Here is a 22,686-nt window from a genome sequence, read left to right on the forward strand (position 1 = left end):
CGGAGGACAACGGTCGGTCTCCCCGACGGATACCCACCGTGCCCCGGGCCCGGAATCCTGGGGGCATGAGCGGAACAGTCATCGAGGTCGAAGGCCTCACCAAACGCTACGGCGACAACGACGCGGTCGCCGGCATCGATCTGAGCGTCCCCCGAGGAGAGGTCTTCTCCTTCCTCGGTCCCAACGGAGCGGGCAAGACCACCACGGTCGAGATCCTGGAGGGCTTCCGTACCCGGACCGGAGGCTCCGCCCGGGTCCTGGGCCGGGACCCCGGCACGGCCGGCGCGGACTGGCGCGCCCGGATCGGGATCGTGTGGCAGAAGGAGACCATGGTCCCCAAGCTGCCGGTGCGCGACGTGGTGCGACACTTCGCGGGCTACTACCCGCTCGCCCACGACCCGGACGAGGTCGTGGAGATGGTCGGACTGGCCGAGAAGGCCAAGGCCATGCCGGACTCCCTCTCCGGAGGTCAGCGCCGCCGCCTGGACGTGGCCCTCGGCATCATCGGCCGTCCCGAACTGCTCTTCCTCGACGAGCCCACCACCGGTTTCGACCCCCGGGCCCGACGCGAGTTCTGGGAGCTGATCCAGGGGCTGGCCCGAGAGGGCACCACCATCGTCCTCACCACCCATTATCTGGAGGAGGCCGAGTTCCTCGCCGACCGGGTGTGCGTGATCGCCGCCGGCCGGATCAGGGCCCTGGACACCCCCGCCTCCCTGGGCGGGCGCGCCTCCGCGCAGGCCACGGTGGCCTGGTCGGAGGAGGGTGCGCGTCGGGAGGTCCGGACCGAGGAGCCCACCCGGACCGTCGCCGAGCTGAGCGCGCGCTTCCCCGGGGAGATCCCGGAGCTGAGCGTGCACCGCCCCACCCTCGAGGAGATCTACCTCGGGATGATCGAGGACGCCCACGTGCCCGAGGAGACCGCGGTATGAGCACCCCCACGACCGAGACCACCGCCGTCCCCCGCACCGAGGGGACGGTGGCCGACATTCCGCGCGGCCGTCCCGTGGGAGCGCTTCGCATCGGCCTGTCCCGGGGATGGATGGAGATCCGATCCTTCGGCCGCGAGTGGGAGAGCGTGGTCTTCACCTTCTCCCTGCCGACACTCATCCTGATCATGTTCGCGGCGATCTTCGACGGCATGTTCGACATGGGGATGCCCGCCGTCGACTACTACCTGCCCGGGATCATCGCCATGGGGCTGATGTCGGTGAGCTTCCAGACGCTGGGCACCGCGATCGCCGCCGAACGCGACCACGGGGCGCTGCGTCGTGTGCGCGGTACCCCGATGCCGCCGAGCTCCTACTTCATCGGCAAGACCGTCCTCATCATGTTCCTCGCGTCGGGGCAGCTGATCCTGCTGCTGGGCGTCGCGGCGCTGTTCTTCGACGCCTCCCTGCCCACCGACGCCTCCTCGTGGGCGACCATCGTCTGGGTGTTCGCTCTCGGCACCGTCGGCTGCGCCCTTCTGGGGATCGCCGTCAGCTCGCTGGCCCGCTCGGCCCAGGCCGCCTCCGCCGTGGTCGTCGTGCCCTTCCTCGTCCTTCAGTTCACCTCGGGCATCTTCGTCCCTGTCATGGCCCTGCCGGACTGGGTGCTGACCGGCGCCTCCCTCTTCCCGCTGCTGTGGATGGCCCAGGGCATGCGCGCCGGTTTCTTCCCCGACGCCATGGCCGAGATGGAACGCAACGGGGCCTGGGACCTCCACATGGTCGCCATCGCGCTGGGCGCCTGGTGTGTGGTGGGCTTGGTCGTGACCCTGGCGACGTTCCGTTGGAAGACCCGGAAGGACGGCTGACCACCATGACCGCACAGGCCCCGGAACACGGCACCGTGCCAGACCGGGAGGGGGAACACGACCCGCTCTCGGCCCCTCCGGAACGGCACGCCTGGGACGTGGGCCTCTGGTGGGACCTGTACTTCACCGGGACGATGCTCGCCATGACGGTGCTGGCTCTGCTGACCGGTCCGGAACGGTGGCGGTGGGCGACCGCGGGGCTCATGCTCGCCGTCATCGCCCTCCACTACGCCCTGGTCCGGCGGTACTTCCAGACCGGCGGGGCCGAGCCCTCCTGGGTCGGTCCCTTTCCTGTGGCGCTCCTGCTGCTCCTGCCGACCCTGCCGGCGGTGATCCTGAACCCGGCCCTGACCTTCCTCCTCATCGCGCTCTCCCCGTTGGCCTTCATGACCCTGGGGAGCATGCTCGCCGTGCCCACCGTGGGGATGATCCTGATCGTCCCGACCCTGTGGTCCGGTCTGCTCGGCCGACAGGAATGGGGGGACGTCGGGATCTCCCTCCTGATCAACGGCACGTTGCTGGCCTTCGCGTTCTGGTTCGGGAGCTGGTTCGAGCGGATCGTGGAGCAGAGCTATGAGCGCTATTCCCTCATCGAACAGCTCCAGCACAGCCGAGAGGAGGCCACCCGCCTCTCAGAACAGGCGGGGGCGATGGCCGAACGGGAACGTCTGGCCCGGGAGATGCACGACACCCTCGCCCAAGGGTTCACCAGCATCATCACCCTGGCCCAGGCGGTCGAGTCGGAGATGGACACCGACCCCGACACCGCCCGCCGTCACCTGGTGCTCATGCGCGAGACCGCGGCGGAGAACCTGGCGGAGGCGCGGGCGATGGTGGCCGCCCGTCAGGCGGTCGGGGTGGAGGGCGGCGACCTGGGCTCGGCCCTGACCCGGATCTGCGGGCGGCTGGGCAGGGAGCTGGGCATCGAGGTGACCCCCACCGTGACGGGGACCCCCGAGGAGCTCCCCAACGACCTCCAGGTGTGTCTGCTGCGCACGGCGCAGGAGGCCCTGGCCAACGTCCGCAAGCACGCGGACGCGGACCGGACCGGGGTCTGTCTGGCCTACACCGACGTCGGTGTCTCCCTGAGCGTCTCCGACAACGGACGCGGCTTCGACACCGCCCTCCCCGGCCACGGCAACGGGCTCGCGAACATGCGGCACCGGGCCGAGTCGGTCGGTGGGACGCTCGACCTCGAAAGCGTTCCCGGGCAGGGCACCACCGTCCGTCTGACCATTCCGAGCGAGGAGACCTCGACATCATGATCAGAGTCCTGTTGGTGGACGACCACCCCGTGGTCCGCGAGGGCATCCGAGGCATGCTCAGCACCGAGCCGGACCTGGACATCGTCGGAGACGCCGGTTCCGGACCCGAGGCCGTGGTCCGCGCCGCCGAGCTGGCCCCGGACGTGATCCTGATGGACCTGAGGATGCCCGGCGGCGACGGCGTCGAGGCCACCGAACGGATCCGCGCCGCGCACCCCGGTGTCCATGTGCTCGTCCTCACCACCTACGACACCGACACCGACATCCTGCGCGCGGTCGAGGCCGGCGCCACGGGCTACCTGCTCAAGGACACCCCTCGGGGGGAGTTGGCGGAGGCGGTCCGGTCGGCGGCGCGCGGCGAGACCGTGCTCAGCGGACACCTGGCGGGGAAGCTGCTGACCGGGGTGCGTCGACGTTCCGAACCGGAGGGCCCCTCGCTCTCCCCTCGGGAGGTGGAGGTGCTGCGCCTGGCCGCCGACGGGCACACCAACGCGGTGATCGGGCGCACCCTGCACATCAGCGCCACCACGGTGAAGACGCATCTGATGCGCATCTACGAGAAACTGGGTGTGGGAGACCGCACCTCGGCCGTGACCCGGGCTCTCCGACGCGGACTGCTTCCGGAGCGTTAGGAAACCCCGAAATCAGGGCACTCTCAGGGATTTCCCGGGGTTCTCCAGGCCGTTTTCCACGGAAGAATCGTCATATGATGAAGCCGATGAGCGAGATCACCCCCAGCGATGACCCGAACCACCTGATCCGGGCCTCCGACGCCGACCGCGACGCCGTCGCGCACCGTCTGCGCGAGGGACTGGCCGAAGGCCGCCTGGACCCCGACGAGCACGGAGAGCGCCTCGACGCGGTCTACCGGGCCAAGACCCTCGGTGAGCTGGTGCCGCTCACCAAGGATCTGCCGGACACCACCTCCGCCTCCGGTTCCGCCCCCGTCCCCGCCGACTTCCGTTCGCCGCGCCCCGTGTACGGGGCGGGACGGGTCGTGAACGGCTCCTCCACCAGTTCGTTGGCCGTGGCCTTCGTGGGCGGCGCCGACCGTTCCGGGGACTGGGTTCTTCCGAAGAACTTCTACACCTCCGCGGTGATGGGCGGCGTCGACATCGACCTGCGCGAGGCCCGGTTCACCCATCGTGAGACCACCATCTGGATCTGCGCGACCATGGGCGGGGTCGGGATCATCGTGCCCGACGACATCCAGATCCGCGTGCACGGGCTGCCGATCATGGGCGGCTTCGGGATCGAGGAGGGAGCTCCGCCCAGCGTCGTGGATCCGGAGGCTCCGATCGTGCACATCCGCGGTCTCGCGTTGATGGGCGGGGTGGGGATCAAGTATCGGCCTCGCCGCTACCAGGGTGAGAAGTAGTCCTCACGACCGGCACTCGGAATCGGACTCGAAGATCAAGACGATCCGTCCATTCCGGACCTAATATCCAATCACAGTGTGCATCACCACGTAAGACCTGTGGCTGATTGTGGCAATGTCCCTCGGACTCCCTTGCCGCCCTCCGCGGTGAATGCGAGGCTTCTCCGGTACCTCGTCCACCCCTGCGTCCATTCCCCCGCCATGGCGAGATGGACCCTTCTCAGCGGAGGAAGCATCGTGCGTCCGAGCCACCCCGGACCTTCCCTCACCGGCTCGTCCCCCAGACGTCGACGTACCACCACGGCGGGACTCACCGCCCTGGTACTGGCCGCCGGCACCCTCGCCGGCGGCCCGGCCCACGCCGACGAGATCCCGCTCTCCGAGCGGGTGACGGCCGAGGCGATCGAGGCCCATCTGCTGAACCTCGACACCATCGCCTCCTACAACGGGGGCAACCGGGCCAGCGGCACCCCCGGCTACGACGTCGCCGCCCAGTACGTCGAGAACCGTCTGGAGCGGGCCGGCTACGAGCCCTACCGTCACGAGTACGAGTACGAGGCCTGGCGGGCCGAGAGCCCCACCGTCCTGTCCCGTGTGGCCCCCGACGAGAACCCGTACCGGGAGGGGGAGCACTTCGAGACCATGTCCTACTCCGCCTCCGGCTCCGTCCGCGACGGCGAGATCGTCCTCGTCTCCACCGACACCGACGACAGCGGTTGCGCCCCCGAGCAGTTCGCCGACTTCCCCGAAGGCCGGATCGCGCTGATGAAGCGCGGAAGCTGCGCCTTCGGTGAGAAGGTGCAGAACGCCGCCGACGCCGGAGCCTCGGCCGCCCTCATCTACAACAACGAGGACGAGCTGCTCATGGGCACCGTCGAGCCCGGCTCCGAGATCCCCGCCCTCGGGCTCACCCCCGCCCTCGGTGAGGAACTGGCCGACCAGGCCGACGAGCTGCGTCTGGACATCGAGGTGGACACCAGCCTGACCACCGAGCGTTCCTACAGCATCCTCGCCGACACCCCCGGTGGCAGCGACGACAACGTGGTTGTCGTAGGCGCCCACCTCGACAGTGTCGAAGAGGGCCCCGGGATCAACGACAACGGCAGCGGCTCGGCCTTCGTCCTGGAGAGCGCCGTCCAGCTGGCCCAGCAGGAGGACCCGAACAACAAGGTCCGCTTCGCCTTCTGGGGCACCGAGGAGTCCGGCCTGGTCGGCTCCAACGAGTACGTCGCGAGCCTCGACGAGGATCGACTCGACGACATCGCGCTCTACCTGAACTTCGACATGATCGGCTCGCACAACTACGGCCGTTTCGTCCTCGACGGCAGGATGGAACTGCCCGGTTCCGGCGGAGCGCCCTCCGGCTCCGGCGCCATCGCCAAGATCTTCGAGGACTACTTCGCCTCCCAGGGCCAGGTCAGCGAGCCGGGCGTACTGAGCGGACGCAGTGACTACCTGGCCTTCATGCAGGCCGGTATCCCCTCCGGCGGTCTGTTCAGCGGGGCCGACGGCACCAAGACCGCCGAGCAGGTCGAATGGTACGGCGGTACCGAGGGCGAGCTGTTCGACCCGTACTACCACACGGCCGAGGACACCCTGGAGAACATCAACATGGACTCCGTCGCCGAGCTGTCCGCGGCGGGTGCCCACGGCATCGAGTTCCTCGCCGAGAACACCCTGCCGGTCAACGGCGTCACCCCGCTCTCGCAGCCCGTCGTGGATCTGCCCCGTCTGGGCGATGCCTGGGTGAGGTAGGAGGAGCGGCGTCCGGCACGTCCTCTCGTTCGAGACGGACGACCGGCCCACCGGCACACTGAGGGGCGGGTGGCGTGAACCCCCCGGTTCCACGCCACCCGCCCTGTACGGTGTCTCCCCCCGCGCCCGTCCACCCGGGCGGCCCCCTCTGTTCCGCCCGGGGGTGTCGCGGCGCGAACACCATGGAGAACTACTGTCCGTAGCTCCCTTGTCTCTCACTGTATCAGTGATACACATCACCAACACCATCCGATATCGAACGGTGATCCTCCGTGACGGAACGCACCACTCCGAGAACGGACGGCCCCCGGGGCATAGGCTGATCCCCATGACCAAACGGGACACGGACAAGCCGGTCGTGCTGTCGAAGATCTACACCCGCACCGGTGACGCCGGCACGACGGCGCTCGGCGACATGAGCAGGACCTCCAAGAACGACACCAGACTCATCGGCTACGCCGACGCGGAGGAGGCCAACGCGGCCATCGGCGTCGCCCTGGCCATGGGAGAACTCCCCGAGGACGTCCGCGCCCTCCTGGGCCGCGTGCAGAACGAACTCTTCGACCTGGGGGCGGACCTGTCCACCCCCATCGTCGCGGACCCCGAGTTCCCGCCCCTGCGCGTGCTTCCGGAGTACGTCACCCGGTTGGAGGAGGCCTGCGACACCTACAACGCGGACCTGCCGACGCTGCGCAGCTTCATCCTGCCCGGCGGCTCCCCCACCGTGGCGTTGATGCACACGGCCCGTATCGTGGTCCGTCGGGCCGAACGCTCCGTCTGGGCGGCCATCGAGGAACACGGTGACAGCGTCAACCCGCTCACCGCGCAATACCTCAATCGGCTCTCCGACCTGCTGTTCATCCTCGGCCGGTACATCGCGCGCGAGGGCGACGAGGTGCTCTGGAGGCCCGGCGGCGAACGCTAGGACGTCGGCCGCCGGGAGCGGATCAGGCCTGGTCTCCGAGTTCGCGTTCGACCGCCTCGACCTTGCCGCGCAGGCCGTCGGTGACGCCCTCACGGATGTCGGCCTTGAGGGTCAGACTCACACGCCCGGCCCCCTCACCGGCGGCCTCCACGGCGCGCTTGACCACGTCCATGACCTCGTCCCACTCCCCCTCGACCGAGGTGAACATGGAAGTGGTCTCGTTGGGCAGCCCGCTGTCCCTCACGACCTTGACCGCGCGCGCGACCGCGGGGGCCACGGACTCACCGGTACCGAGTGGGGACACTGAGAAAGCGACGATGGTACTCATGGGGCCATCGAAACACATGAGTCCACGACTGTGAACCTTCTCAGGCCTCCCACTGAGTGCCCGGAGGCATGGACTCGGTCCAGGACAGGAAGCCGGTGAGCTGGCGTTCGCCCATGGCGACCTCGTAGACCGGCTCCTCTGGGTCGCTTCCGTCCTCGGCGTACCAGCCGATCTCCAGGATGGTCAGATCGGGGGTGAGGGGCGCGTCGCCGGGGCCGGGCTCACGACGTCCGACAACGACGAGACCGCGGCGCGACAGTCGTACTGTCGGCCGCGGTCTGAGCGAGAGGACGGGGAACCAGCCGAGGTCGTCCGTGCCGTATCGGCCGAAGCCGACACGCCAGGCCCCTCGGCGGCCTTTGGCCCCGCGAGTCCGCAGGTAACACTCGATGGCGCCGCCGCTGCGCACCAGGACCAGACGTCGCAGCACACCGACGACGAGCGCCAGTGAGAGGGCGGCGACGAGCGCGAGGATCACCCACCACAGGGATCCCGACCACGGTGCTCCCGGCAGGAGTTCCACCACTCGTTCCGCCTTCCCGTTCGTTAGGCGACTTCCTCGCCTGCGGCGCGCAGACGGCTGCGGGCGCGCCCGATGGCGGCGCTGTCGCCCGCCTCGGTCGCGCTCGTCAGAGCCTGACGCGCACGGTTCACATCGATGTCCTCGGCGAGCTCGGCGGTCTCGGCGAGGATGGAGATCCGACCCTCACCCGAAACCGAGACGAACCCGCCGTGGGCGGCGGCCCTGACCTCTCCGGTCTCACGGGCCCCCAGCACGCGGACGACCGCGTCCTCGGCGAGCAGCGACAGCACCGGGACGTGCCCGGGCATGACACCGATCTCACCCTCGACGGTCTTCGCGATGACCATGTCGCCCTCGCCCGCCCAAATCTCACGTTCGGGAGAGACGATCTCGACGAAAAGCTTCTTCGACACTGCCACAAACTCCTCGGCTAGCGGGTGGGTTCGACGGGGCCGAGTACGAACCGATACCCGGCCCCGTCTGGGAACTAGCCCCGCCCGTCGCCCTCCACCTCACGATGGGGGGACACTGACGCGCAGTCCTAGCCTTCCTGCAGCTTCTTGGCCTTCTCGACGGCCATATCGATGTTGCCGACGTCGAGGAAGGCCTGCTCGGGCAGGTGGTCGTACTCACCCTCGCAGAGCGCCTTGAAGGACGCGATGGTCTCCTCCAGCGGCACGAACACGCCCGGGTTGCCGGTGAACTTCTCGGCGACGAACATGTTCTGCGAGAGGAAACGCTCGATCCGGCGGGCCCGGTTGACGATGATCTTGTCCTCTTCGGACAGCTCGTCCATACCGAGGATCGCGATCTGGTCCTGCAGGTCGTTGTTGCGCTGCAGGATCTCCTTGACGCGCTGAGCCACCTGGTAGTGCTCCTCGCCCACGTACTGCGGGTCGAGGATCCGGGAGGTGGAGGCCAGCGGGTCGACCGCCGGGTAGATGCCCTTCTGCGAGATCGGGCGGGAGAGCTCGGTCGTCGCGTCCAGGTGGGCGAAGGTGGTCGCCGGAGCCGGGTCGGTGTAGTCGTCCGCGGGGACGTAGATCGCCTGCATCGAGGTGATCGAGTGACCACGCGTCGAGGTGATCCGCTCCTGGAGGAGACCCATCTCGTCGGCCAGGTTGGGCTGGTAACCCACGGCGGAGGGCATACGGCCCAGCAGCGTGGAGACCTCGGAACCCGCCTGGGTGAAACGGAAGATGTTGTCGATGAACAGGAGCACGTCCTGGTTCTGAACGTCGCGGAAGTACTCCGCCATCGTCAGAGCGGACAGCGCCACGCGCAGACGGGTGCCCGGGGGCTCGTCCATCTGGCCGAAGACGAGAGCGGTGTCCTGGAGGACCTCCATCTCGTCCATCTCCAGGAAGAGGTCCGTACCCTCACGGGTGCGCTCACCGACACCGGCGAACACGGACACACCACCGAAGTTACGGGCGATACGGGTGATCATCTCCTGAATGAGCACCGTCTTGCCCACACCCGCGCCACCGAACAGGCCGATCTTGCCACCACGCACGTACGGCGTGAGCAGGTCGATGACCTTGATGCCCGTGACCATCATCTCGGTCTTGGACTCGAGCTGGTCGAAGGACGGGGCCTTGCGGTGGATCGGCCAGTACTCGGTCGCGCCGAGCTCGGCCGCGTCCACGTCCAGGGGCTGGCCCAGGGTGTTGAACACGTGGCCCTTGACGACGTCGCCGACGGGGACGCTGATCGGGGAGCCGGTGTCGCGCACCTCGGCGCCACGGACCAGGCCGTCCTGCGGGGCGAGGGAGATGGCGCGCACCAGGTTGTCACCCAGGTGCTGGGCGACCTCCAGGGTGATGACCTTCTCCTTGCCGCCGACCTTCACGTCGGTGTGCAGGGCGTTGTAGATGGCAGGCATGGAGCCGACGGGGAACTCCACGTCGACGACCGGCCCGGTGACCCGGGCGATCCGACCGGTGGCGGTGCCGGCGCCGGTCGTCCCTTCAACTGTCGCAGTCACTTCTGTTACTCACTTCCCGCGCTGGAAGCAGCGAGCGCGTCGGCACCGCCGACAATCTCACTGATCTCGTTGGTGATCTCGGCCTGACGTGCCTGGTTGGCCAGACGCGTCAGCTTCTTGGCGAGTTCCTCGGCGTTGTCGGTCGCGGCCTTCATCGCCGCGCGACGGGACGCCTGCTGGGAGGCGGCGGACTCGAGGAGGGCGAAGTAGATCCTGTTGGTGACGTACTGCGGGAGCAGCCGGTCCAGGACGTCCTCCGCGGAGGGCTCGAACTCGTACAACGGCAGAGCCTGGCCGCCGTGAGCCTCTTCCAGCTCCGCGGCGTCCACCTCTTCCACCTCCAGCGGCAGGGCACGAACGGCCGAGGCGCGCTGGGTCAGCATCGAGACGAACTCGGTGGAGATCACGTGGATCTCGTCGACACCGCCCTCGGCGGTGTCCTTGGAGAACCGCTCCATCAGCGCGGAACCGATCTCCTGAGCGTGCGCGTAGGTCGGACGCTCGGTGATGTTCTCCCACGTGGCCTCGACCTCACGGTCGCGGAACCTGTAGAAGTTCACCCCCTTACGACCCACCATGTAGGTGACGACCTCCTTGCCCTGCTCCTTGAGGAGCCGGGTGAGGGACTCGGCCTCCTTCAGGACGTTGGTCGAGAAGGCGCCCGCCAGGCCCTTGTCACTGGTGATGACCAGGACGGCCGCGCGGGTGGGGTTCTCGGCCTCGGTCAGCAGAGGGTGATCGCTCACCCGGCTGGCCAGGGCCGAGACGGCCCGCGTGATCTCCCGCGCGTAGGGTCCGGCAGCCTCGGCCGCACGCTGCGCCTTGGTGATACGCGTGGCGGCGATGAGCTCCATCGCGCGGGTGATCTTCGCTGTCGACTTCGTCGAGCGGATCCTCCGGCGATAGACGCGAAGCTGTGCACCCATGGGTTACTTCCCGCCCTTGGCGACCTTGATGGTCTCCTGGCCGACCTTCTCCTCGGAGAGTGCCTCGGCCTCGGCCTCGGTGCCCAGGAGGGTACCGGCGGAGGTCTGGAAGCTCTGCTTGAACTTCTCGATGGCGGTCTCGAGGGTCTGCTGGGTCTCGCTCTCGAACTTGCCGGTCTCACGGATGGTGTCGAGAACACCCTTGTGCTCGCGCTCGAGGTAGGCCAGGAAGTCCTCCTCGAAGCGACGCACGTCCTCGACCGGGACCTCGTCGACCTTGCCGGTGGTACCGGCCCAGATCGAGACGACGGTCTTCTCCATGGCGAACGGCGAGTACTGCCCCTGCTTGAGCAGCTCCATCATCCGGGCACCGCGCTCCAGCTGCTGCTTGGAGACGGCGTCCAGGTCCGAACCGAAGGCGGAGAAGGCCTCCAGCTCGCGGTACTGGGCCAGGCCCAGACGCAGGGTTCCGGACACCTTCTTGGTGGCCTTGGTCTGCGCCGCGCCACCCACACGGGAGACGGAGACACCGACGTCGATCGCCGGACGCTGGCCCTGGTTGAACAGGTCCGAGTTCAGGAAGACCTGACCGTCGGTGATGGAGATGACGTTGGTGGGGATGTACGCCGAGACGTCGCCCGCCTTGGTCTCGATGATCGGCAGAGCGGTCATCGAGCCCTTGCCCAGCTCGTCGGAGAGCTTCGCGCAGCGCTCCAGGAGCCGGGAGTGGAGGTAGAAGACGTCACCCGGGTAGGCCTCACGGCCCGGCGGGCGGCGCAGAAGGAGGGAGACCGCGCGGTAGGCCTCGGCCTGCTTGGTCAGGTCGTCGAAGACGATGAGGACGTGCTTGCCCTCGTACATCCAGTGCTGGCCCAGGGCCGAACCGGTGTAGGGGGCCAGGTACTTGAAGCCCGCCGGGTCGGACGCCGGGGCGGCCACGATGGTGGTGTACTCCATCGCGCCGGCCTCTTCGAGGGCGCCACGCACACCGGCGATGGTCGAGCCCTTCTGGCCGATCGCGACGTAGATGCAGCGCACCTGCTTGTCGGGGTCGCCGCTCTCCCAGTTGGCCTTCTGGTTGATGATCGAGTCGATACCGAGCGCGGTCTTACCGGTCTGCCGGTCACCGATGATCAGCTGTCGCTGACCGCGGCCGATCGGCGTCATGGTGTCGATCGCCTTGATACCGGTCTGAAGGGGCTCGTGGACCGGCTGGCGCTCCATCACGGTCGCCGCCTGGAGCTCCAGCTCGCGGCGGCCGGTCGAGGCGATCTCGCCCTTGCCGTCGATGGGGGCACCCAGGGGGTCCACCACACGGCCGAGGAAGTCGTCACCCACCGGCACGGAGAGGAGCTGGCCGGTGCGACGCACCTTCTGCCCCTCCTCGATGCCGTCGAAGTCGCCCAGCACCACGGCACCGATCTCGCCGACCTCAAGGTTCTGGGCCAGTCCCAGGGTGCCGTCCTCGAACTTCAGCAGCTCGTTCGCCATCGCCGAGGGAAGGCCACCGACGCGGGCGATGCCGTCACCGGAGTAGGTGACGGTTCCGACCTCTTCCGCGCGGGTGGCATCAGGCTCGTACGACTGGACGAAGCGCTGTAGCGCGTCCCGGATCTCGTCCGGCCGGATCGTCAGCTCCGCCATCTCTACGTTGTCCTTGCTCTCAAATGGCGCCGGGCCGGCGCCGTGCGTGCTTGCCTTGCGTTTATTCGCGTGTTCAACCGGCCAGACGACGCTGGACCTCGGCGATGCGCCCGGCGATGGTGCCGTCGATGACCTCGTCGCCCACCTGGATGGAGAGTCCACCCAGGATTTCCGGGGCGACCTCGATGTTCAGGTGGATGTCACGGCCGTACTTTCGGCTCAACAGGGCGCGCAGGCGCTCCTGCCGGTCCTCGCTCAGAGCGTGTGCGGTGCGTACCACGGCGATGTAGCGCTGCGCGCGCTCGGCCACCAACTGGCCGAAGTTGTCGAGCGCCTGCTCCAGGGTACGTCCCCGCGGGTTGGTGACCGCCTGGGCGACCAGGGCCGACGTCGCGGCGTTCACCTTGCCCGAGAGCAGGTTCTCGACCAGCGAGCGCCGGTGCGAGTGGTCGACACCGTCACGGGTCAGAGCCGCGCGCAGGTCCGGCTCGGCGACGACGATCCGCTGGAAGCGGAACAGTTCGTCCTCGAGCTCGTCCAGCCGGCCGCCCTCGACGGAGGCGACGGTCGCGTAGACCGCCATCCGCTCCAGGGCGTCCTGCATGTCACGCGCGGTGGACCACGGCTGGGCCACGACGTCGCTGACCACGATGACCGTGGACGGCGACACCTTGCCCTCGAGGATGCGACCGATCAGGGCGGTCTTGTCCTCGGAGGAGTTGGCCTGGTCCGCGAGCCAGCGGCGGAGCGTGTGCTCGCCGCCGAGCAGGGTGACGACCTCGAAGAGTTCGCCACCGAGCGAGAGCGCGTGCTGCGCGGCGTCGGCCGACGCCAGGACGTTCGTGTCCAGGCGCCGGGTCACCTCGGCCAGGGAGCTGCGGCTGATACCACGCATCAGCGCACCTCGGCTTGCTTCGCGCTCTCGTCCTGCTCCAGCTCCTCGAGGAACCGGTCCACCACCCGGGTCTGGGCGGCGCCGTCACTGAGCGTCTCACCGACGATGCGGCTCGCGAGCTCGGTGGACAGGGTGCCGATCTCGGCGCGGAGCTGGGCCACCGCCTGCTGGCGGTCGGCCTCGATCTGGGCCTTGGCGGCGTCGATGATCCGCTTGGCCTCGACCTGGGCCTCGTCGCGAGCCTCGGCGATGATCGCCGCGCGCTGCTCCTTGGCCTTCTCGATCTCCTGCGCGTACTCGCGGTGGGCCTCTTCGAGCTTCTCGCGGTACTGCTGGCGGATCTCCTCGGCCTCGGACTCGGCGTTCTTCGCCCGCTCGATGCCGCCCTCGATGGCGTCATGACGCTCGTCGAGGACCTTCATCACCTTGGGGACCGCCTTGCGGGCCACAAAGAAGTAGACCACGGCGAGCGCGATCACACCGAAGGTGAACTTCACCCAGTCGATCCGCAGAATGTTTGGTTCGGCTGCCAACTCGTGCAACATGGTCAGCCCTCCTTCACGTCGTCAGTAGCCATCGGAAAACGGTTGGCGATGGCTGTTTAGTTGACGGCGAAGGCGAGGACGAAGCCCAGGATGGCGAGGGCCTCGACCAGGGCCATACCCAGGTAGATGTTGGTCTGGAGCGGGCCGCGGGCCTCGGGCTGACGGGCGATGGCCTGCATGCCGAGACCGAAGATGATACCGACACCGATACCGGCGCCGATGACGCTGATGCCGTAGCCGACGGTGTTGATGCTGCCGGAGATAGCGGCGATGTCCATGGTGTTTCCCTTTACTCGACGTCCGGCGTTGCGGTTCGCAATTGGTCAGTGCGCCGGTGTGGACGGGTTTGAAGCACTCCTCGAGCCCGGTCCGATCACGGGATCGGGGGGACGGGGAGGGGGTCTAGTGGGCCGCCTCGAGCGACTGGCTGATGTAGAGGCTCGCGAGCAGTGTGAACACGAAGGCCTGGATCAGCATGATCAGGATCTCGAAGAGGAAGAAGAGGACGTAACCGATCAGCGCGGCGCCGGAGAAGAGGACCGAGACCGCGGCGAGCATCGGCTCCGCCGTCAGGTTCAGCATGTACCAGCCGCCGTAGGCGAACACGGCCAGCAGCAGGCTGCCCGCGAACATGGTCGCGAACAGACGCAGAGCGTGCGTCGCCGGGCGGATGAGGAAGACCGAGAGAAGCTCGATCGGGGTGACGATGATGTAGAAGATCTTCGGCATCCCCGGCGGGAAGAGCTGGTTGCTGAAGTAGCCCCAGCCGCCCTGGTTGCGGACACCGATGACGATCGTCATCACGTAGATCGTGAGAGCGAACATCGCCGTGAAGGCGAGGTTGCTGTTGACCGGGATCATGCCGGGGATGAGCCCGGTGAAGTTCATGGCCAGGATGAGCGTGAATACGGCCGTGAGGAACGGGATGAAGCTGTCGCCCTTGGCGCCCATGGTCGGGCGGGTGATGTTGTCCCGGATGAACAGGATCAGCATCTCGCCGACACTCTGCCTGCGGCCGGGGACGAGGCTCAGCTTCTTGCTGAACCACGACCACAGAAGCAGGACGGCACCGACCGCGACGAGCAACAGAACCAGGTACAGGTCGATGCCCGCACTACCAGGGATCCCATCGAACCAAGGTTCGGGGAAGAACATCTTGATGGTGGGTGCCTGGAACCCGCAACCGTTGTCGCCGAAGAGATGGCAACCCGGTTCGGCCGCGAGAATGCGCACGTCAGCACTCACGGCGAATCCTTTCGTCGTGACGCAAGAAAGCCTCGTTGATGGTTGTTACTGCTAGCGTCGTCGCGAGATGGGCGACGCGGGACTGCGGGGGGCTCAGAGGTGGCGTGTCCTGGTGACGATCAGATAGATCGCGCCGGCCATGCCGAGAACCGCCCCGATGGGCAGGAAGAGTGCCTGGAAACCCAGGAGCCTGTCCGCGCCCCAGCCGATCGCGCTCCACACGAGCACACCCGAGAGCAGAGTCGAGAAGAGTGCCCAGCCATCGGACTCTCGCGGCATGGGAGGCGCGCTGGAGCCCTTCTTCTCGGCTGGTTCGCTGCTCATCTCGCTCCGGAATATAGCATGTGGGGCTTGGCTGGAAGGTGGCCGTTCGCCTGCCGTGGAACAGGTTATTACGCCCATTTCGACGGGTCGCGGCGGGGCACCCCATCACGTGCTCTCCGAGCTCTCACTCGGGTCCACGTGGAGGATCTTCGCCCGGGAGGTGGCCCAGGTCTGCCCACCCAGCCAGACCAGCACCACCGCCAACGCGCTGTAGACGAAGGAGTTGCTGCTGAGATCGGCGATGAGGGGGCTACGGCCCAGTGTCACCAGCAGAATGCCCAGCAGCGCCATCTTCACGACGAAACCGAGCATGTTCGCGGCGAGGAACAGGTCCTTGTTCCGCCGGGTGACCATCATGACCGCCCACTGCCCCAGACCGAAACAGGCGAGGATGATGACCACCGCCAGGGCCGACCCGAGAGCTCCGGCCATACCCGCGAAAAGGGCCGAGACCGCGATGGCCAGGACCCCGCACGCGGCGCTCGGAAGCGCGGCGCCGCGGAGGATCCGGGCGTCGTGTTCCTGCATGACGAAGCTCCGTGGGGTTCAGTGGGTACCTGCTCGTGAAAGCTATCACAAGGTTTTCGGTACCAAATCCAGGGTCTCCTTAACGCGGCCTTAACGCCCTGCGAAAGCCCCGCCCTCGTACGGCTTCGGGCCTTGTGTCACTTTGCACACACTCTTTCCGGCCTTCACACCTGCGCACATACGGACCCCCTCTCGGGACCTCCGTCGTCAACGTGATCGGGCATTTATCCATCGGTTGACGGATGGTGATCTTTCGAGCGTTCCGTCCCCTTCTCCCGGTCCCAGGGGAGCAGCCCGCGACGGCGCAGTCGGGGCAGCGCGATGAGACCGACCGCACACGTGGCGACCAGGACCGTCACCGTCAGGACGATGAACGCCGAATCGAAGATCGACAGCGCCACCGCGGCGAAGGCGACGATGCCCGCCCACAGGTACATCAACAGCACCGCGCGAGCGTGGGTGTGTCCCATGTCCAACAGACGGTGGTGCAGGTGACCGCGGTCCGGGGCGAACGGGGACTTGCCCGCCAGGGTCCGGCGCAGGACCGCCAGGACCAGGTCGGCCAGCGGCAGCGCGATCACCAGCAGGGGCAGCGCGATGGGCAGGAAGACGACCAGACCGGAGGAGTTGAACTCCTCGCGGGCCGTGTTCGCGTCGAACTGGCCGGTCACCGTGATCGTGATGGAGGTCAGCAACAGTCCCAACAGCATCGACCCGGTGTCGCCCATGAACACACGGGCCGGGTGGAAGTTGTGGAAGAGGAAACCGACACAGGTCCCGGCCAGGATGATCGCGATCATCGCCGGATAGGACTGACGCACGAACCCCTGCTCGACCGCGACCACGTAGTAGTACGCGAAGAAGGCCAGGGAGGAGATGCCGACGATCCCCGCGGCCAACCCGTCCAGCCCGTCGGCGAAGTTGACGGCGTTGATCGTCACCACGATGAGCAGGATCGAGACCATCGCGCCGAGCCAGGGGCCCAACGACAACTGGGTGCCCGGCAGTGGCAGCCACAGGAGCTGCACGCCCTGCCAGACGAGGATGCCAGCGGCCGCGACCTGACCGGCCAGCTTGCTCAGCGGGTCCATCCCCCACCGGTCGTCGACGACCCCGATGACGGTGATGAGCCCGCCGGCCAACAACAGACCGATCCAGGTCTTGGCGACGAACACGTTCTGTAGGTGCGGAAGCTGCGCGGAGATCAACAGCGCGGCCGCGAAGCCTCCATAGATGGCCAGACCGCCCAACCTGGGGATGGGCTCGGTGTGCACATCACGTTCACGTACCGGGGGTGCCGCGCCGAAGGCGATCGCCAACCGGCGGACCAACGGCACGAGCAGGTAGGTCACCGCGGCGGCGATGACGAAGGTGAGCGCGTACTCCCGCACGGGCCGGCCCCTCTAGCTCTCTGAGCGGTCTCCTCGAGGCCCCTCGGCCTCCGTTTCGGAAGCGGGACCCCGGGAGGTCTCCGCGCCGCTCTCCTCGGTCTGTTCCTCGGTCCCGGACTCGGCGGCCTCCTCGGCCCCCTCGTCCTTCTTGGGCTTGGTGCGCCCCTTGCGCAGCTCACCGATGACGGTGCCGCACACGGCGCGCAGTTGCTCGATCGACACGGCGCCGGAGCGCAGGACCCTGGGAACCGCGTAGGTCAGGTCGACGATGGTCGAGGGAACGGTGCTCTCGTTGCTCCCACCGTCCAGGTAGACCGCGACGTCCTCGTCACCGAGCTGTTCGATCGCCTCGCCGGCGGTGGTGGCGGCCGGCTCCCCGGACTTGTTGGCGCTGCTGACCGCCATGGGCCCGGTCTCCTTGAGCAGCTCCAAGGCCACCGGATCCATCGGCATGCGCACGGCCACGGTGCCCTTGGTGTCGCCCAGATCCCAGGACAGGCTGGGGGTGGCGGTGCACACCAGGGTGAGCGGGCCGGGCCAGAACTCCTCCATCAGGTCACGGCCGTGGTTGCCCAGGTCGTCGATGAGGGCGGTGGCGGCCCGGATCGAGCCCACCAGCACCGGCGGCGGCATGTCCCGCCCTCGTCCCTTGGTCTCCAGCAACCGCGCGACGGCCTTCGGGCTGAAGGCGTCGCTGCCGATGCCGTACACGGTGTCCGTGGGCAGTACCACGAGTTCGCCTCGACGCACCGCGGACGCGGCGTCGGCGATGCCGTCCTTGCGCGCGGACTCGTCCGCGCAATCGTAGATACGGCTCACCCTGTGTTCACCTCGATCTCGAACGGGTCGACCGGCCTCGGGTGTCGGTTCGACGATGGGGATGTGGGTGGTGGTCCGAGGGCGACACGAGGGCCGTCAGTCGTCCTCGTCGGCCCGACGCATGACCACGAACCGGTCGCGTCTGGCCAGATCCTTACGGTTGAGGACGTCACGCCAGCCCTTGTCCTCGGGGAACAGCCGGGGGATGTCGATGCCCTGGCCGTCGTGGTGTTCGATCGCCATGGATCCGCCGGGACGCAGGAGCCGGCGACCGACCGCCTCCAGGTCGCGGATCATGTCCAGACCGTCCTCACCCGACCACAGCGCGGGGGCCGGATCGTAGTCCCGCACCTCGGGGGGGATGGTGTCGGCCTCCCGGGTGGGCACGTAGGGAGGGTTGCTGATGAGCAGGTCGACCCGGCCGTCGAGCTCGGGCAGCGCGGCGCGCATGTCCCCCTGGTGGGCGGTCACCCGGTCGCCGTGCCCGGCGGACTCGATGTTGCGCCGGGTCCAGCTCAGCGCCTCGGGGTCGATCTCCACGGTGTGCACGCGTGAACGCGGCACCTCCTGGGCGATGGAGATCGCGATGGCCCCCGAACCCGCGCCCAGGTCCACGACCAGGGGGTCGGCCACGTCCATGGCGCGCAGGGTCTCGATGGCCCAGTCCACCATGATCTCGGTCTCGGGCCGGGGCACGAACACCCCCGGCCCCACCTGGAGCTCGAGATAGCGGAAGTAGGCGCGTCCGGTGATGTGCTGAAGGGGCTCGCGGGCCTCACGGCGGGAGACGCACTCCCAATAACGGGCGTCGAAGTCGGCGTCGGCCACCGCGTGGAGTTCCCCTCGACGAACACCGTGCACGAACGCCGCGAGCTCCTCGGCGTCCGTGCGGGGTGAGGCCACGCCCGCCTCCGCGAGCCGGAGCGTGGCGCGGGCGACCTCGTCGAGTAGGAAGTTCATGATGACTGGGCCGCTTCGAGCCTCTCCTTGGTGTCCGCGTCCACCAGGGCCTTGATGACCCCGTCCAGTTCCCCGTCGAGGACCTGGTCGAGGTTGTAGGCCTTGTATCCGACCCGGTGGTCGGAGATGCGGTTCTCCGGGAAATTGTAGGTGCGCACGCGCTCGGAGCGGTCCACGGTGCGGACCTGGCTCTTACGCTCGGCGGAGGCCTCGGCGTCGGCGCTGGCCTGGGCCTCGGCGTAGAGACGGGCCCGGAGGATGCGCATGGCCTGCTCCTTGTTCTGGAGCTGGCTCTTCTCGTTCTGGCAGGAGGCCACGATGCCGGTCGGCACGTGGGTGATCCGGACCGCGGAGTCGGTGGTGTTGACGCTCTGTCCGCCGGGGCCGGAGGAGCGGTAGACGTCGATGCGCAGATCCTTCTCGTGGACCTCGATCTCGATCTCCTCGGCCTCGGGCACGACGAGCACGCCGGCCGCGGAGGTGTGGATGCGGCCCTGCGACTCGGTGACCGGGACGCGCTGGACGCGGTGCACGCCGCCCTCGAACTTGAGCTGGGGCCACACGCCCGAGCCGGGCTCGGGGGTGCCCTTGTTCTTGAAGGCGATCGTGACGTCCTTGTACCCGCCCAGGTCGGAGAGGGTGGAGTCGATGACCTCGGTCTTCCATCCCTGGCGCTCGGCGTAGCGCAGGTACATCCGGACCAGGTCCCCGGCGAACAGGGCGGACTCCTCGCCGCCCTCGCCGGCCTTGACCTCCATGATGAGGTTCTTGTCGTCGGCGGGGTCGCGCGGGATGAGCAGGAAGCGCAGGCGTTCGGTGAGCTGCTCGGCCTCGACGGTCAGCCGGTCGGCCTCCTCGGCGAAGGAGGAGTCCTCGGCCGCGAGCTCACGCGCGGCGTCGATGTCGTTCTCGACCTCTTTGAGCTGACGGTAGGTCTGGATGATCGGGGTGAGCTGTGAGTAACGCTTGCCCAGCCTGCGCGCCTCGGCCGGGTTGGCGTGCACCTCGGGGTCGGCGAGCTGCTGTTCCAGCTCGTAGTACTCCCCAAGTAGGTCGTCCAGCTTCACGTTCCCATTCCCGTCTTCTCGTCTGCCCTGTGCGTCGATCTCCCCGATAGGGGTGCGTCCCGTCCGGTGGGGTCCCTCGCGGGAGCCCCGCCGGACGGGAGGGCGGCGCTACTTGCGCTTGCCGAAGCGCTTCTCGAAGCGGGCGACCCGACCACCGGTGTCGAGGATCTTCTGCTTGCCGGTGTAGAACGGGTGGCACTCGGAGCACACCTCGGCGCGGATCTTGCCCCCGGTGAGCGTGCTGCGCGTGATGAAGTGGGCCCCGCAGGTGCAGGTCACCTCGGTGGCGACGTACTCCGGGTGAATGTCGGCCTGCATGTGTGTCTCCTTGTGTGAGCGCGACCGCCGGACGCATGACGACCGCACCACCGTCGGAGGGGTGGGGCGGTGTCGTGGCCATGCGCGAACCGGTGTCGCGGCGATCCAGGTAACGGACCGGCCTGCTCTCCCTCACGGGCGGACGGCCGTGTCCCGATACCAGTTTGCCAGACCGACAACCATGCCGGGACCAGTACCTATTCCCGGCTCCCCTCCGGCACCTCCCCGTCGCCCCTCGTCGCGGCCCGCGATGGGGCCGCGTCCCGACGTCGGATGAACAGGACCAGGCCGACCAGGGCCGCGAGGACGAGGGCCAGCGCGACCGTCCCGACGTTGGGTCCGAACCCGTAGACGAAGACCTGGCTCACCGCTCCCGCGAGGAGCACGTAGTAGGTCATCGGGATGATCGTCTGACGGATGAGGTCGCCCTCGCGTCCGGCCAGGCCCACCACGGCGGAGGCGGCGACCACGTTGTGCACGGTGATCATGTTGCCCGCCGCGCCGCCGACCGCCTGGGTGGCGACGACCGTCTCGGGGGTCACCCCGATGTGCTCGGCGGTGGAGAACTGGAAGAGGGAGAACATCAGGTTGGAGACGGTGTTGCTGCCCGCGACGAACGCGCCCAGCGCCCCGATCCACGGGGCCAGGAGCGGCCAGTTCGCGCCGCCCAGTTCGGCCGCTCCGACGGCGAGGGTCAGCGGCATGCTCTCCAGGGAGGTGTCGCCGAACCCGGGGCCGGTGTTGATGAAGACCCGGACCAAGGGGACCGCGAACAACAGGGCCACGGCGGCCCCCGCCAGTTGGGAGCCCGCGACCTTCCAGGAGACGAGGATCTCCCGGCGCCGCATCCGATGCAGACCGTAGGTGATCAGACAGACGAGGATGAAGGCGCCGCCGGGCGAGTAGAGGGGTTCGACGGTCTGGCCGACGGAGGTCCCGAAGATGTCGGTGGCACCCACCTTCACGCCGGTCAACCACTCCTCCAGCGGGGTGATCATGCGGGTGGAGACCAGTACGACGACGATGAGCAGATAGGGCGCCCAGGCGCGGAACAGTCCCATCCCGCGCCCGGCGGTCTCCTCCACGCCCGTGCCGGATTCGAGCCGTCCGGTCCAGCGGTCGAGCCAACGCTCGCGCGGCGGGAAGTCCCAGGTCCGCTTCGGCATGAGGAAACCCCTGCGAGCGGCGAACACCACGATGACCAGTCCGGTGAGTCCGCCCAGGAGGCTGGTGAACTCGACGCCGAGGAAGTGGTTGTACAGGACCGAGGGGATCGTCATGGCGAAGGCGCTGAAGAGGGCGAACCTCCAGACGCCGAGCCCGTCGGAGAAGCGCCGTTCCCCTCCGTAGAAGCCACAGAGCATGCAGCAGATGAAGAGCGGGACGAGCGTTCCGGGCACGGCGTGCAACAGCACCGTCTGGAGGCCGATGACGTCCACGTACCCGGGCAGGGTGAGGCCGAGGACGGAGGCCCGTTCGGCGACCGCCTCCGACCCCTCCAGTCCTCCGGAGACGCCGACCAGGACGGGGGTCCCCACGGCTCCGAAGCTGACCGGGGTGCTCTGGATGACCAGCCCCACCATCACGGCGGCCATGGCGGGGAAGCCGAGGGCCAGCATCAGCGGGGCGACGACGGCGGCGGGGGTACCGAAGCCGGAGGCCCCTTCGATGAAGCTCCCGAAGAGCCAGCCGATGATGATCGCCTGGATGCGACGGTCGGGGGTGATGTCGGTGAAGGTCGCCCGGATGGTGGCGATGGCGCCGCTCCCGCTGAGGGTGGCGAGCAGGAGCAGGGCGCCGAAGATGATGTAGAGCAGGCCCGCGGCGAGGATCAGGCCTTGGACGGTGGAGGCCGCGACGGCCCTCCATTCGGTCCCCCAGAACAGGACCGCGATCCCGACCACGACGACGTACCCGGCGGGCATGGCGTACATGGCGGGCAGGCGGAACCCGACGAGGAGGACACCGACCACGAGGATCGGGGTGAGCGCGAGGAGGCTGAGCAGGGCGAGGTTGTCCATTCCAGACGGCTCCCTGGTACGGGTGGTGCACTCGGGTGGCGCGA

25 protein-coding genes are annotated in these 22,686 nt (G+C 68.1%); 7 read left to right on the plus strand and 18 right to left on the minus strand.

The window, feature by feature from the left end; genetic code table 11:
* Positions 1–65: 65 nt before the first annotated feature.
* The 7 genes from D451_RS0124625 to D451_RS0124655 all read left to right on the plus strand — a co-directional run bounded on the left by D451_RS0124625 (position 66) and on the right by D451_RS0124655 (position 7,121).
* Positions 66–932 carry an ABC transporter ATP-binding protein gene (locus D451_RS0124625; RefSeq protein ID WP_017536377.1) on the plus strand — a complete coding sequence of 289 codons (867 nt, stop codon included), beginning with the start codon at positions 66–68 and terminating at the stop codon, positions 930–932.
* Complete coding sequence (locus tag D451_RS0124630; protein WP_017536378.1) at positions 929–1,798, plus strand: ABC transporter permease; 870 nt, start codon at positions 929–931, stop codon at positions 1,796–1,798. The genes D451_RS0124625 and D451_RS0124630 overlap by 4 nt, the downstream gene beginning before the upstream one ends.
* Positions 1,774–3,063: a sensor histidine kinase gene (locus tag D451_RS0124635; protein WP_017536379.1), complete on the plus strand. Its 1,290-nt coding sequence runs from the start codon at positions 1,774–1,776 to the stop codon at positions 3,061–3,063. Before D451_RS0124630 ends, D451_RS0124635 begins: the two co-directional genes overlap by 25 nt.
* Positions 3,060–3,695: a response regulator gene (locus D451_RS0124640; protein ID WP_014908502.1), complete on the plus strand. Its 636-nt coding sequence runs from the start codon at positions 3,060–3,062 to the stop codon at positions 3,693–3,695. The genes D451_RS0124635 and D451_RS0124640 overlap by 4 nt, the downstream gene beginning before the upstream one ends.
* Before the next feature lie 74 nt (positions 3,696–3,769).
* Positions 3,770–4,441: a DUF1707 SHOCT-like domain-containing protein gene (locus D451_RS0124645; protein ID WP_014908248.1), complete on the plus strand. Its 672-nt coding sequence runs from the start codon at positions 3,770–3,772 to the stop codon at positions 4,439–4,441.
* A gap of 237 nt (positions 4,442–4,678) precedes the next feature.
* Positions 4,679–6,196: a M28 family peptidase gene (locus tag D451_RS0124650; RefSeq protein WP_017536380.1), complete on the plus strand. Its 1,518-nt coding sequence runs from the start codon at positions 4,679–4,681 to the stop codon at positions 6,194–6,196.
* Positions 6,197–6,524: 328 nt separating this feature from the next.
* The gene (locus D451_RS0124655; RefSeq protein ID WP_017536381.1) at positions 6,525–7,121 is read left to right on the plus strand and encodes a cob(I)yrinic acid a,c-diamide adenosyltransferase; all 597 of its coding nucleotides are present in this window, start codon (positions 6,525–6,527) and stop codon (positions 7,119–7,121) included.
* A gap of 22 nt (positions 7,122–7,143) precedes the next feature.
* On the opposite strand, the gene D451_RS0124660 is transcribed toward D451_RS0124655, so the two are convergent.
* From D451_RS0124660 to D451_RS0124745, 18 genes are all read right to left on the minus strand, one after another.
* On the minus strand, positions 7,144–7,449 hold the full coding sequence (locus D451_RS0124660; protein ID WP_020379975.1) for an MTH1187 family thiamine-binding protein: 306 nt from the start codon (positions 7,447–7,449) through the stop codon (positions 7,144–7,146).
* 40 nt (positions 7,450–7,489) lie between these two features.
* Positions 7,490–7,975, minus strand: a complete 486-nt coding sequence (locus tag D451_RS0124665; protein WP_017536382.1) for a DUF2550 domain-containing protein — start codon at positions 7,973–7,975, stop codon at positions 7,490–7,492.
* A gap of 20 nt (positions 7,976–7,995) precedes the next feature.
* Positions 7,996–8,385: a F0F1 ATP synthase subunit epsilon gene (locus D451_RS0124670; RefSeq protein WP_014912009.1), complete on the minus strand. Its 390-nt coding sequence runs from the start codon at positions 8,383–8,385 to the stop codon at positions 7,996–7,998.
* Positions 8,386–8,513: 128 nt separating this feature from the next.
* A complete protein-coding gene (gene atpD, locus D451_RS0124675) occupies positions 8,514–9,959 on the minus strand; it encodes a F0F1 ATP synthase subunit beta (protein ID WP_014911428.1) in 1,446 nt (481 codons plus the stop codon).
* A gap of 5 nt (positions 9,960–9,964) precedes the next feature.
* A complete protein-coding gene (locus D451_RS0124680; RefSeq protein WP_026125344.1) occupies positions 9,965–10,885 on the minus strand; it encodes a F0F1 ATP synthase subunit gamma in 921 nt (306 codons plus the stop codon).
* Positions 10,886–10,888: 3 nt separating this feature from the next.
* The gene (gene atpA / locus D451_RS0124685) at positions 10,889–12,529 is read right to left on the minus strand and encodes a F0F1 ATP synthase subunit alpha (protein ID WP_014910078.1); all 1,641 of its coding nucleotides are present in this window, start codon (positions 12,527–12,529) and stop codon (positions 10,889–10,891) included.
* A 73-nt stretch (positions 12,530–12,602) separates the two neighbouring features.
* Complete coding sequence (locus tag D451_RS0124690) at positions 12,603–13,424, minus strand: F0F1 ATP synthase subunit delta (protein WP_014908194.1); 822 nt, start codon at positions 13,422–13,424, stop codon at positions 12,603–12,605.
* Positions 13,424–13,969, minus strand: a complete 546-nt coding sequence (locus tag D451_RS0124695) for a F0F1 ATP synthase subunit B (RefSeq protein WP_017536383.1) — start codon at positions 13,967–13,969, stop codon at positions 13,424–13,426. Before D451_RS0124695 ends, D451_RS0124690 begins: the two co-directional genes overlap by 1 nt.
* A 56-nt stretch (positions 13,970–14,025) precedes the next feature.
* Positions 14,026–14,247 (minus strand): ATP synthase F0 subunit C, encoded by a 222-nt coding sequence (gene atpE / locus D451_RS0124700; RefSeq protein ID WP_014911606.1) that lies wholly within the window; start codon positions 14,245–14,247, stop codon positions 14,026–14,028.
* Positions 14,248–14,371: 124 nt separating this feature from the next.
* The gene (gene atpB, locus D451_RS0124705) at positions 14,372–15,202 is read right to left on the minus strand and encodes a F0F1 ATP synthase subunit A (RefSeq protein WP_014908986.1); all 831 of its coding nucleotides are present in this window, start codon (positions 15,200–15,202) and stop codon (positions 14,372–14,374) included.
* Between the two features lie 105 nt (positions 15,203–15,307).
* Positions 15,308–15,538 (minus strand): AtpZ/AtpI family protein, encoded by a 231-nt coding sequence (locus D451_RS27545; protein WP_026125345.1) that lies wholly within the window; start codon positions 15,536–15,538, stop codon positions 15,308–15,310.
* Positions 15,539–15,643: 105 nt separating this feature from the next.
* Complete coding sequence (locus D451_RS0124715; protein WP_014911135.1) at positions 15,644–16,066, minus strand: hypothetical protein; 423 nt, start codon at positions 16,064–16,066, stop codon at positions 15,644–15,646.
* 224 nt (positions 16,067–16,290) lie between these two features.
* A complete protein-coding gene (locus D451_RS0124720) occupies positions 16,291–17,457 on the minus strand; it encodes an MraY family glycosyltransferase (protein ID WP_017536385.1) in 1,167 nt (388 codons plus the stop codon).
* 12 nt (positions 17,458–17,469) lie between these two features.
* A complete protein-coding gene (locus D451_RS0124725) occupies positions 17,470–18,276 on the minus strand; it encodes an L-threonylcarbamoyladenylate synthase (protein WP_014911858.1) in 807 nt (268 codons plus the stop codon).
* 96 nt (positions 18,277–18,372) lie between these two features.
* Complete coding sequence (gene prmC, locus D451_RS0124730; RefSeq protein ID WP_014912582.1) at positions 18,373–19,236, minus strand: peptide chain release factor N(5)-glutamine methyltransferase; 864 nt, start codon at positions 19,234–19,236, stop codon at positions 18,373–18,375.
* Positions 19,233–20,303 (minus strand): peptide chain release factor 1, encoded by a 1,071-nt coding sequence (gene prfA / locus D451_RS0124735; protein WP_014911216.1) that lies wholly within the window; start codon positions 20,301–20,303, stop codon positions 19,233–19,235. The genes prmC and prfA overlap by 4 nt, the downstream gene beginning before the upstream one ends.
* Positions 20,304–20,411: 108 nt before the next feature.
* A complete protein-coding gene (gene rpmE / locus D451_RS0124740; protein WP_014912523.1) occupies positions 20,412–20,621 on the minus strand; it encodes a 50S ribosomal protein L31 in 210 nt (69 codons plus the stop codon).
* Positions 20,622–20,818: 197 nt separating this feature from the next.
* Positions 20,819–22,642 carry an L-lactate permease gene (locus D451_RS0124745; protein ID WP_017536386.1) on the minus strand — a complete coding sequence of 608 codons (1,824 nt, stop codon included), beginning with the start codon at positions 22,640–22,642 and terminating at the stop codon, positions 20,819–20,821.
* Positions 22,643–22,686: the final 44 nt, after the last annotated feature.

Source organism: Nocardiopsis alba DSM 43377 (assembly GCF_000341225.1).
Classification (GTDB): domain Bacteria; phylum Actinomycetota; class Actinomycetes; order Streptosporangiales; family Streptosporangiaceae; genus Nocardiopsis; species Nocardiopsis alba.

Excerpts from the sequence above, each read along its gene's own strand:
- D451_RS0124625 (WP_017536377.1), top strand. The coding sequence starts at position 66 with ATGAGCGGAACAGTCATCGAGGTCGAAGGCCTCACCAAACGCTACGGC.
- D451_RS0124630 (WP_017536378.1), top strand. The coding sequence starts at position 929 with ATGAGCACCCCCACGACCGAGACCACCGCCGTCCCCCGCACCGAGGGG.
- D451_RS0124640 (WP_014908502.1), top strand. The coding sequence starts at position 3,060 with ATGATCAGAGTCCTGTTGGTGGACGACCACCCCGTGGTCCGCGAGGGC.
- D451_RS0124645 (WP_014908248.1), top strand. The coding sequence starts at position 3,770 with ATGATGAAGCCGATGAGCGAGATCACCCCCAGCGATGACCCGAACCAC.
- D451_RS0124655 (WP_017536381.1), top strand. The coding sequence starts at position 6,525 with ATGACCAAACGGGACACGGACAAGCCGGTCGTGCTGTCGAAGATCTAC.
- D451_RS0124660 (WP_020379975.1), bottom strand. The coding sequence starts at position 7,449 with ATGAGTACCATCGTCGCTTTCTCAGTGTCCCCACTCGGTACCGGTGAG.
- D451_RS0124680 (WP_026125344.1), bottom strand. The coding sequence starts at position 10,885 with ATGGGTGCACAGCTTCGCGTCTATCGCCGGAGGATCCGCTCGACGAAG.
- atpA (WP_014910078.1), bottom strand. The coding sequence starts at position 12,529 with ATGGCGGAGCTGACGATCCGGCCGGACGAGATCCGGGACGCGCTACAG.
- D451_RS0124690 (WP_014908194.1), bottom strand. The coding sequence starts at position 13,424 with ATGCGTGGTATCAGCCGCAGCTCCCTGGCCGAGGTGACCCGGCGCCTG.
- D451_RS0124695 (WP_017536383.1), bottom strand. The coding sequence starts at position 13,969 with ATGTTGCACGAGTTGGCAGCCGAACCAAACATTCTGCGGATCGACTGG.
- atpE (WP_014911606.1), bottom strand. The coding sequence starts at position 14,247 with ATGGACATCGCCGCTATCTCCGGCAGCATCAACACCGTCGGCTACGGC.
- D451_RS27545 (WP_026125345.1), bottom strand. The coding sequence starts at position 15,538 with ATGAGCAGCGAACCAGCCGAGAAGAAGGGCTCCAGCGCGCCTCCCATG.
- D451_RS0124715 (WP_014911135.1), bottom strand. The coding sequence starts at position 16,066 with ATGCAGGAACACGACGCCCGGATCCTCCGCGGCGCCGCGCTTCCGAGC.
- prmC (WP_014912582.1), bottom strand. The coding sequence starts at position 19,236 with ATGAACTTCCTACTCGACGAGGTCGCCCGCGCCACGCTCCGGCTCGCG.
- rpmE (WP_014912523.1), bottom strand. The coding sequence starts at position 20,621 with ATGCAGGCCGACATTCACCCGGAGTACGTCGCCACCGAGGTGACCTGC.
- D451_RS0124745 (WP_017536386.1), bottom strand. The coding sequence starts at position 22,642 with ATGGACAACCTCGCCCTGCTCAGCCTCCTCGCGCTCACCCCGATCCTC.